We start from the raw sequence: 9,106 nt of genomic DNA on the forward strand, positions 1-9,106 counted from the left end.
GCCTGCCGATGCTGCGGCTGGCGATCGCCAACATCCACCGGCCGGGCGCGCTGACGCCCTCGGTCGTGCTCTCGCTGGGCCTGGGCTTAGCCGTGCTCGTCACCATCACCCAGATCGACGGCAATCTGCGCCGGCAGTTTTTGGCGGCGCTGCCCGAGCATGCACCGTCGTTCTTCTTCATCGACATCCCGAGCACGCAGGCCGAACAGTTCGACGCTTACCTGCACAAGATCGCGCCCGGCGCGAAGGTCGAGGACGTGCCGATGCTGCGCGGACGCATCGTCGGGGCGCGCGGGGTGCGCGCCGAGGATCTCAAGCCCACCACCGATTCCGAATGGGTGCTGCAAAGCGACCGCGGCCTGACCTACACCGCCGAGCAGCCGAAGGGCTCCAAGGTGGTCGAAGGCGAATGGTGGAGCGCCGATTATTCGGGCCCGCCGCTGGTCTCGATGGAGAAGAAGATCGCCGACGGGCTCGGCCTCAAGCTCGGCGACGAAATCGTGGTCAACGTGCTCGGCCGCGACATCCCGGCCAAAATCGGCAATCTGCGCAGCATCGACTGGCAGGGCATGGGCATCAATTTCGTGCTGGTGTTCTCGCCGAATGCCTTCAAGGGCGCGCCGCATACCCACATCGCGACGCTGACGGAAGCCGGCGGCGACGCGGCCGGCGACGGCAAGATCATCAGGCAGGTCGCCGACGCTTACCCCATGGTAACCAGCGTGCGCGTGCGCGAGGTGATGGAGACGGTCGGCTCGGTCGTGACCAATCTGGCGCTGGCGATCCGCGGCGCCAGCGCCGTGACCCTGATCTCGGCGATCCTGGTGCTGGGCGGCGCGCTCGCCGCCGGCCATCGCCACCGGGTCTACGATGCGGTGATCCTGAAGACGCTGGGCGCGACGCGGCTGCGGCTGCTCGGCGCCTATGCGCTCGAATACCTCCTGATCGGGCTCGCCACCGCATTGTTCGGCGTGATCGCCGGCAGCATCGCAGCCTGGATGATCGTGACGCGGCTGATGACGCTGAGTTTCGTCTGGCAGGCCGGCAGCGCGGCCGGCGTGGTCGCGGCCGCCCTCGTCGTCACGGTCGGGCTCGGGCTGGCGGGCACGCTGCTGGCGTTGAACAAAAAGCCCGCGACGGTGTTGCGGAATTTGTGACAAATGGTAGCGGGTCGCCACAGGAGAGCGGAATCACACGATTCCCGCGGTTAACCACGACTGCTCGTCAGGTTCGCGTCAGGATTGCCGCCAAGGGCGACATTCAGCCGCGCGTGGAAGGTTGCAGCGAATGTGTTAGTTTCCCACATATCGAATGGGTTCGGAGCCCGGATTGTTAGCCAAAATTTAGTCGGCAGACATCGGTATCCGAGATAGAATTTGACGAACCGGCGGCATGGCGACCCTCATGCCGGACCGGGCTAACCAACGGGAATTCGACCATGTCGGACCTAGACCGTAACTACGCTTCTCCTTTCGGCAGGGCCGCCGGGCGTGTTGACGCCGCGACGGTCGATGCCGGCCTGCGCGCCTACATGCTGCGCATCTACAATTACATGAGCATTGGCCTCGCCATCACCGGCCTGGCCGCGCTCGGCGTCTACATGGCTGCCGTGACTGACGTTCCGACGGCGGACGCCGTCCGCGTCGGAAAGCTGTTCCTGACGCCGTTCGGCTACGCGATGTTCGTCAGCCCGCTGAAGTGGCTGTTCATGCTCGCGCCGCTCGCCATGGTGTTCGTGATCTCGGCGGGCATCAATCGTCTGGCCCCCTCGACCGCCCAGATCCTGTTCTGGGTGTTCGCGGCGCTGATGGGCGTCTCGCTGTCGTCGATCTTCCTGGTGTTCACGCACACCTCGATCGTACGGGTGTTCTTCATCACCGCGGCGACCTTCGGTGCGCTCAGCCTCTACGGCTACACCACCAAGCGTGACCTGACCGGAATGGGTTCGTTCCTGTTCATGGGCCTGATCGGCATCATCATCGCGAGCCTGGTGAACCTGTTCCTGGCGAGCTCGATGCTGCAGTTCATCGTGTCCGTGGTCGGCGTGCTGGTGTTCGCAGGCCTCACCGCCTGGGATACGCAGCGGCTGAAGAACGACTACATCTACGGCTACGCTTCGGCCGGCGGTGACGTCTCTGAGCGTGCAGCCATCACCGGCGCGCTGTCGCTGTACCTGAACTTCATCAACCTGTTCACGCTGCTCCTGCAGCTCCTCGGCCAGCGCGACTAAGCGCCAGGCCCGAGAGAACGGACACCAACCCCGGCCGCGAGGCCGGGGTTTTTGTTTGGGGCGCAGCTCGTAGCCCGGATGGAGCGAAGCGCAATCCGGGGCAGGTTCATCCGCGGACGCAGCGGTCCCGGATTTCGCTGCGCTCCATCCGGGCTACAAAGGGCTGACTCTCCTCGTCATTGCGAGCGTAGCGAAGCAACCCAGAGCCCCTCCGCGGATGCATTTCTGGATTGCTTCACTGCGCTTGGAATGACGGCGTGGAGAGGCCGTTCGCCCCTTCCAGCCGCCGCGGGAAGGCTTTAATCTTCGCACCATGTCCGCACCCGAAATCAGGCCCACGCTTGAGGCCGACCTCCCCGCCATCACCGCCATCTACCAGCAGGCCGTCCGCGAGGGCACCGCGACGTTCGAGCTGGAGCCGCCCGACCTTGCCGAGATGACGCGCCGCTACCGCGCGCTGGTCGACGGCGGCTATCCCTATTTCGTCGCCCTCATCGACGGCCGCGTCGCCGGCTATGCCTATGCCGGTGCCTACCGGCCGCGGCCGGCCTATCGCTTCACGGTCGAGAACTCGATCTATCTCGACCCGTCCTTCCACCGCCGCGGCATCGGCTCAAAGCTGCTGGAGCAGCTGATCATCGCGTGCGAGGCGCGCGGCTTCCGCCAGATGGTCGCGGTGATCGGCGATTCCGCCAATGCCGGCTCGATCGGCGTGCACACCAGGGGCGGCTTCAAGATGATCGGCACGCATCCCAATGTCGGGCTGAAATTCGGCCGCTGGCTGGATACGGTGATGATGCAGCGGGATCTTGGCGAGGGCGCGACGACGGTGCCGGGAACGTAGACTCTTGTAGCCCGGATGGAGCGCAGCGTAATCCGGGACAGGTTTATCCGCGGACGCTGCGGCCCCGGATTACGCTGCGCTCCATCCGGGCTACGGATTCCAGCTACACCACCGCCAGCTTGCGATCGATCACCAGCAGCACCCGCTCGAGCTCGTGGCCACGGCGCAGGATCAGGCCGGTCGCCGAGATCACGCTGTACATGCCCTGCTTGCGCGCGAGCCGCGGGTCTTTCTCGATGCGATAGATCGGCACTTCCGAGGCGCGGCGAAACACCGAGAAGACCGCCCTGTCCTTCAGGAAGTCGATGGCATAGTCGCGCCACTCGCCGTCGGCGACCATGCGGCCGTAGAGGTTGAGAATCCGGTTCAGCTCGAGCCGGTTGAACGTCACCCGGTTCGGCTGGGTATTCGCAGCGGCGGGATGCGCCGCCGCGCGCTGCCCGCTCGGATCGGCATCCTCCGACGTCGAACTCATGGGAAGCGCCTCCTCATCGCACAGCATGACCGCGTCCGCGAAAACCGTCCCCGGAACCGCGGATCATGACAGTTGCATGATTGCGCCAACCGCTCCTCGCCGCAAGGCCTCTTGATCGAACTCGTCGACGCAACCCGTCGGATTCGGAGCACACGCAAGAGTGGAACTCTCTCGCGGCGAACCGTCACGGGATCGTTAGCAGGAATCATAGTATCGCCGCTTTTCCGCCAAGCGCCTGCCGCCCTGCATTGCGAAAAGACCTGTGTGCGTTGACCCGGTCCTTTCGGTTCCGGATTCCTCAGCCCCCAGCCCCCCGGGGTCGAACAGGATCGGGTCTGTACGCGCGACAAGGAGGGCCAACGCAAGTTGGTCCTTTTTTGTTTGTGGCGGGAAGTTGCTGGCTCGCTGACTTCTTCCCCGTCAGCGCCAAAACTCTCTCCCCTCATCCCGAGGAGCCGCGAAGCGGCGTCTCGAAGGATCGAGGCCCGAGATACATCAGCGCGGGCCTGCATGGTTCGAGACGCGCGCAAGAGCGCGCTCCTCACCATGAAGGTTGAAAGCGAGTGCCGAGCTCAGAAACTTAGCGAGAGAATTGAATCAGTGCAGCGACGTGTACGCCGCGCCGAGCATCGGGCCCGGCTTGTCGCGGCTGCCATCCTGGACATAGACCACCGCGCCGTCGACGCCGTCGCGCGTGAGGTTCTCGATCGGCACCGTCCAGCTTTCCGAACGGCCGGTCCAGTCGCCGACCTTGAGCAGGTTGCGTACGACGTTGTGGTAGGTGACCTGCTGTCCGCGATTCTCGCCCCTGGCGATCGCGATCGGCACCGATCTGGCGACCGAGCAGATCCAGACTTCGCCATGCGCGGCTGTCGGCTCCTTGCTCGCAGCCACCGAGACGTTGATCTGCTTGCCCGAGAGCGACATCGTCACCGGCACGCTCATCACGCCGGCGCTCCTGTCGGTCTTGCCGATCGCATTCTCGATACCGGCCCGGTCGCTGCCGATGACATGCGTCGAGCCGTTGACCACGACCTGCGGCGTGTAGACCTCGCGATCGCCGCGCATGCGCGAATAGGCGCGCTGGCGCGCCGAGAAGCGTGAATCCGCCAGCGTGTCCTTCCAGCCGAGATAGTCCCAATAGTCGATCGGCATGCTCAGCGCGATGATCGAGGGGTCGCTGGAGAGATCGCCGATGATCTTGTCGGCGGGCGGGCAGGACGAGCAGCCCTGCGAGGTAAACAATTCGACAACGGCGCGGGGATCGGCATGGGCAGGACGGATGATGGCAACGATGGCGCAAATGCCGAGCGCTCCCGACCAGAGTGCACCGGACCAGCGCGTCACGAGATTAGAAGCCATCATACCAGTCATGTCGAAGGTCACACATCGTCATCGTTGGGGGAAAGCATATCGCCTGATGGTCACCGCAGTCTTACGGGGCGCGGCATATTCGACCGTCCAGAGCTGATTTCCGCTGGACGGGCCCGTCTGAAGCATGCCGCAAACGCGTGAAGGCGGCCTTGTGATAGGCCGCCTTCGTTCAACCTTCTACTCACGTCGCAGTGAGCCACCGTTCACAAATTCGCGCTTAGGCCGCGAGCTTGCGCAGCACATAGTGCAGAATGCCGCCGTTCCGGTAGTAATCGAGCTCGTCCAGCGTATCGATGCGGCAGAGCAGCGAAACGCGCTGCAGCGAACCGTCGCCGGAAACGATCTCCGCGGTCAGCTTCTGGCGCGGCTTGAGCTCGCCGACCAGACCGCGCAGCGTGACCTTCTCGTCGCCCTTGAGGCCGAGCGAGGACCACGAGGTGCCTTCCTCGAAGGTCAGCGGCAGTACGCCCATGCCGACCAGATTGGAGCGATGGATGCGCTCGAAGCTCTGGCAGATCACGGCGCGGACGCCGAGCAGACGCGTGCCCTTCGCAGCCCAGTCGCGCGAGGAGCCGTTGCCGTATTCGGCACCCGCGAACACCACCAGCGGCACCTGCTCCTGCTGGTACTTCATCGCGGCGTCGTAGATCGACATCTGCTCGCCGTCGGGCCAGTGCTTGGTGAGACCGCCCTCGGGGATGTTGCCGTCGGCGCCCTTGAGCATGAAGTTCTTGATGCGGATGTTGGCGAAGGTGCCGCGCATCATGACTTCATGGTTGCCGCGCCGCGTGCCGTACTGGTTGAAGTCGGCCGGACGCACCTGGTGCTCGCTGAGATATTTGCCCGCGGGCGAGGTGAGCTTGATCGAACCGGCCGGCGAGATGTGGTCGGTGGTGATCTTGTCGCCGAACATGGCGAGGATGCGCGCCTCGACGATGTCGGTGACCGGCTCCGGCTCCTTCTTCATGCCTTCGAAATAAGGCGGGTTCTGCACGTAGGTCGAAGACATGTTCCAGCGATAGGTCTCGCTCTCGACCGTCTTGATCTTGCGCCAGTTGGTGTCGCCCTTGAACACGTCGGCGTACTTCTTCTTGAAGATCGACGCGGTCACGAACTTCTTCATGAAGGCGTTGATCTCCTTGGTCGTCGGCCAGATGTCCTTGAGGTACACCGGCTTGCCGTCCTTGCCCTCGCCGATCGGCTCGACGGCGAGGTTCTTGGTGACGCTGCCCGCGAGCGCGTGGGCGACGACCAGCGGCGGCGAAGCCAGATAGTTGGCCTGCACGTCCGGCGAGACGCGGCCCTCGAAGTTGCGGTTGCCGGAGAGCACGGCGGCCGCGACGATGCCGTTATCGTTGATCGACTTCGAGATCTCCTCCGGCAGCGGACCGGAATTGCCGATGCAGGTGGTGCAGCCGAACCCGACCAGGTTGAAGCCGACCTTGTCGAGATCGGCCTGGAGGCCGGAATCGGCGAGGTAGGCCGCGACCACCTGGCTGCCCGGGGCAAGCGAGGTCTTCACCCACGGCTTGGCCTTGAGGCCCTTGGCGGCAGCGTTACGGGCCAGCAGACCGGCTCCGATCAGCACGCTCGGGTTCGAGGTGTTGGTGCAGGAGGTGATGGCGGCGATCACGACGTCGCCATGACCGATCTCGTAGTTCTTGCCCTCGACGGCAAAACGCTTCGCCGGCTCTTCGCCCTTCTTGTATTCATTGGCAAGCGCCACCGAAAAACCTTCGGCGACCGACGGCAGCGCGATGCGGCCTTCGGGACGCTTCGGACCGGCCATCGACGGCACGACATCGGCGAGGTCGAGCGTCAGCGTTTCCGTGAACACCGGATCGGCGGACTTGGCGGTGCGGAAGAGCCCTTGCGCCTTCGCATAGGCCTGCACCAGCGCAACGCGCGGTGCGGCGCGGCCCGACGTCTTGAGGTAGTCGATCGCGGCGGCGTCGACCGGGAAGAAGCCGCAGGTCGCGCCATATTCGGGCGCCATGTTGGCGATGGTCGCCTTGTCGGCGACGGAGAGATGATCGAGACCGGGGCCGAAGAACTCGACGAACTTGCCGACGACGCCGAGCTTGCGCAGCATCTGCGTCACGGTCAGCACGAGGTCGGTGGCGGTGACGCCTTCCTTCATCGCGCCCTTCAGCTTGAAGCCGACGACGTTCGGCAGCAGCATCGACAGCGGCTGGCCGAGCATGCAGGCTTCCGCCTCGATGCCGCCGACGCCCCAGCCGAGCACGGCCAGACCGTTGACCATGGTGGTGTGGGAGTCGGTGCCGACCAGCGAGTCAGGGTATGCAACCTCGAAGGTGCCGGTCTTCTTGCCGACCGTCATCTTCTCCTTCTTGGTCCAGACCGTCTGGGAGAGATATTCGAGATTGACCTGGTGGCAGATGCCGGTGCCGGGCGGCACCACGGAGAAGTTCGAGAACGCCGCCTGGCCCCATTTCAGGAACTCATAGCGCTCCTGGTTCTGCTTGTATTCCTCGGTGACGTTCTTGGCGAAGGCCTTGTTGTCGCCGAAGAAGTTCACGATCACGGAGTGGTCGATGACGAGGTCGACCGGCACCAGCGGGTTGATCTTCTCGGCATCGCCGCCGAGCTTCTGCATCGCGTTGCGCATCGCGGCAAGATCGACCACCGCAGGAACGCCGGTGAAGTCCTGCATCAGCACGCGGGCCGGGCGGAACGCGATCTCATGCTCCAGCGACTTCTTGCGCAGCCATTTCGACACCGCGACGATGTCTTCCTTCTTGACCGAGCGGCCGTCCTCATTGCGGAGGAGGTTCTCAAGCAGGACCTTCATCGAATAGGGGAGTTTCGAAATTCCCTTCAGACCATTCTTCTCGGCCGTGGGCAGGCTGTAATAGACATAGGTCTTGGCGCCGACCTTGAGGGTCTTTTTGCATTTGAAGCTGTCGAGCGAGGTCATGCTAGGAAATCCCAATTGTTAGTTATACCCGGCAAAGGGTATTTTAACACCGTCAGCGAATCCGGTTGAGTCGCTTGCAGGGGCAGGTTGAGTTGCTGCATCAAGTAGTTCCGGGCTTATAGAAGCTTTCTAACCGCGCCGCCACAGCCACAAACGTGCCGCAGCAATTCGCGAGCCAAAAATTCCCATGCGCTACCCCAAGATTTCCTGAGGCCTGGCTTTGAGCGGGTTGAACCAAGGCAAGATGCAGCTGTCCGGACGCGGCCTCGTTTGCGTGCGGGGCGGGCGCGAGGTGTTTTCCGGGCTCGATTTCGAGGCGGTCGCCGGCGAAGCCGTGGCCGTCGTCGGCCGCAACGGTTCGGGCAAGACCTCGCTGCTGCGGCTGATCGCCGGCCTGCTCATTCCGGCGGGCGGGACAATCGCGCTCGGTGGCGGCGATGCCGAGCTGACATTGCCGGAGCAATGCCATTATCTCGGCCATCGCGATGCCCTCAAGCCGGCGCTGAGCGTGACGGAAAATCTGGCATTCTGGGCTGATTTTCTGGGCGGCGAGCGTTTTGACCCCGCCAAGAGCCTGGCCATCGTCGGCCTCGACCACGCCACCCACCTGCCGGCCGCCTTCCTGTCCGCTGGCCAGCGCCGCCGGCTCTCGCTGGCCCGGCTGCTGACCGTCCGCCGCCCGGTCTGGCTGCTTGACGAGCCGACCAATGCGCTGGACGTTGCCGGCCAGGACATGTTCGCCGGCCTGATGCGGGAGCATCTCGCCCGCGGCGGCATGATCATCGCGGCGACCCACGCGCCGCTGGGGATCGATTCGCGGGAGCTGCGGATCGGGGGGACGGCATGAAGCGGCCCGACCCTCAGCTTTTCGAGCGGCCAACCTCCGCTCTCCCCGCTCCCTCCCCCCTCTTGGCCGCAGAAGGGGCCACCCCATGACCGCCCTGTCCGCCCTGATCCGCCGGGACATCCGGATCGCGCTCCGCGTCGGCGGCGGGGCGCTGATCGGCGTGCTGTTCTTCCTGACCGTCGTGGTCCTGATGCCGTTCGCGGTGGGGCCGGACCTGGCGCTGCTGTCGCGGCTGGGGCCGGCGATCCTGTGGCTGGGCGCGCTGCTGGCGAGCCTGCTCACCCTGGACCGGCTGTTCATGGCCGACCATGAGGACGGCTCGCTCGACCTGATCACGATGAGCCGGACGCCGCTGGAACTGGCCTGCGCGGCCAAGGCGCTGGCGCATTGGCTGGGGG

General features: G+C 64.6%; 8 protein-coding genes. 5 read left to right on the plus strand and 3 right to left on the minus strand.

All coding sequences use genetic code 11. The annotated features are described in order from the left end of the window. The 3 genes from PMI42_RS33455 to PMI42_RS33465 all read left to right on the plus strand — a co-directional run. Positions 1–1,157: ABC transporter permease (locus PMI42_RS33455; RefSeq protein WP_035967373.1), on the plus strand; the 1,157-nt coding region annotated here is incomplete at its 5' end. A 281-nt stretch (positions 1,158–1,438) separates the two neighbouring features. After that, positions 1,439–2,230 carry a Bax inhibitor-1/YccA family protein gene (locus tag PMI42_RS33460; protein WP_008143376.1) on the plus strand — a complete coding sequence of 264 codons (792 nt, stop codon included), beginning with the start codon at positions 1,439–1,441 and terminating at the stop codon, positions 2,228–2,230. Positions 2,231–2,543: 313 nt separating this feature from the next. Continuing rightward, positions 2,544–3,074: a GNAT family N-acetyltransferase gene (locus PMI42_RS33465; protein ID WP_008143379.1), complete on the plus strand. Its 531-nt coding sequence runs from the start codon at positions 2,544–2,546 to the stop codon at positions 3,072–3,074. 103 nt (positions 3,075–3,177) lie between these two features. Here PMI42_RS33465 and PMI42_RS33470 read toward each other — a convergent pair whose 3' ends face one another. The 3 genes from PMI42_RS33470 to acnA form a co-directional block, all read right to left on the minus strand. After that, positions 3,178–3,549 carry a DUF2794 domain-containing protein gene (locus tag PMI42_RS33470; RefSeq protein WP_008143381.1) on the minus strand — a complete coding sequence of 124 codons (372 nt, stop codon included), beginning with the start codon at positions 3,547–3,549 and terminating at the stop codon, positions 3,178–3,180. Between the two features lie 597 nt (positions 3,550–4,146). After that, on the minus strand, positions 4,147–4,923 hold the full coding sequence (locus PMI42_RS33475) for a DUF1223 domain-containing protein (RefSeq protein WP_008143383.1): 777 nt from the start codon (positions 4,921–4,923) through the stop codon (positions 4,147–4,149). Positions 4,924–5,140: 217 nt separating this feature from the next. After that, a complete protein-coding gene (gene acnA, locus PMI42_RS33480) occupies positions 5,141–7,861 on the minus strand; it encodes an aconitate hydratase AcnA (RefSeq protein WP_008143385.1) in 2,721 nt (906 codons plus the stop codon). Positions 7,862–8,105: 244 nt separating this feature from the next. Here acnA and ccmA point away from each other — a divergent pair, with 244 nt between their 5' ends. Both ccmA and PMI42_RS33490 read left to right on the plus strand, forming a co-directional pair. After that, complete coding sequence (ccmA, locus tag PMI42_RS33485) at positions 8,106–8,708, plus strand: heme ABC exporter ATP-binding protein CcmA (RefSeq protein WP_035967377.1); 603 nt, start codon at positions 8,106–8,108, stop codon at positions 8,706–8,708. A gap of 85 nt (positions 8,709–8,793) precedes the next feature. Continuing rightward, positions 8,794–9,106 (plus strand): heme exporter protein CcmB (locus PMI42_RS33490; protein WP_008143392.1); only part of this gene is annotated, 313 nt, incomplete at its 3' end.

This window comes from Bradyrhizobium sp. YR681, from assembly GCF_000282615.1.
Taxonomy (GTDB): domain Bacteria; phylum Pseudomonadota; class Alphaproteobacteria; order Rhizobiales; family Xanthobacteraceae; genus Bradyrhizobium.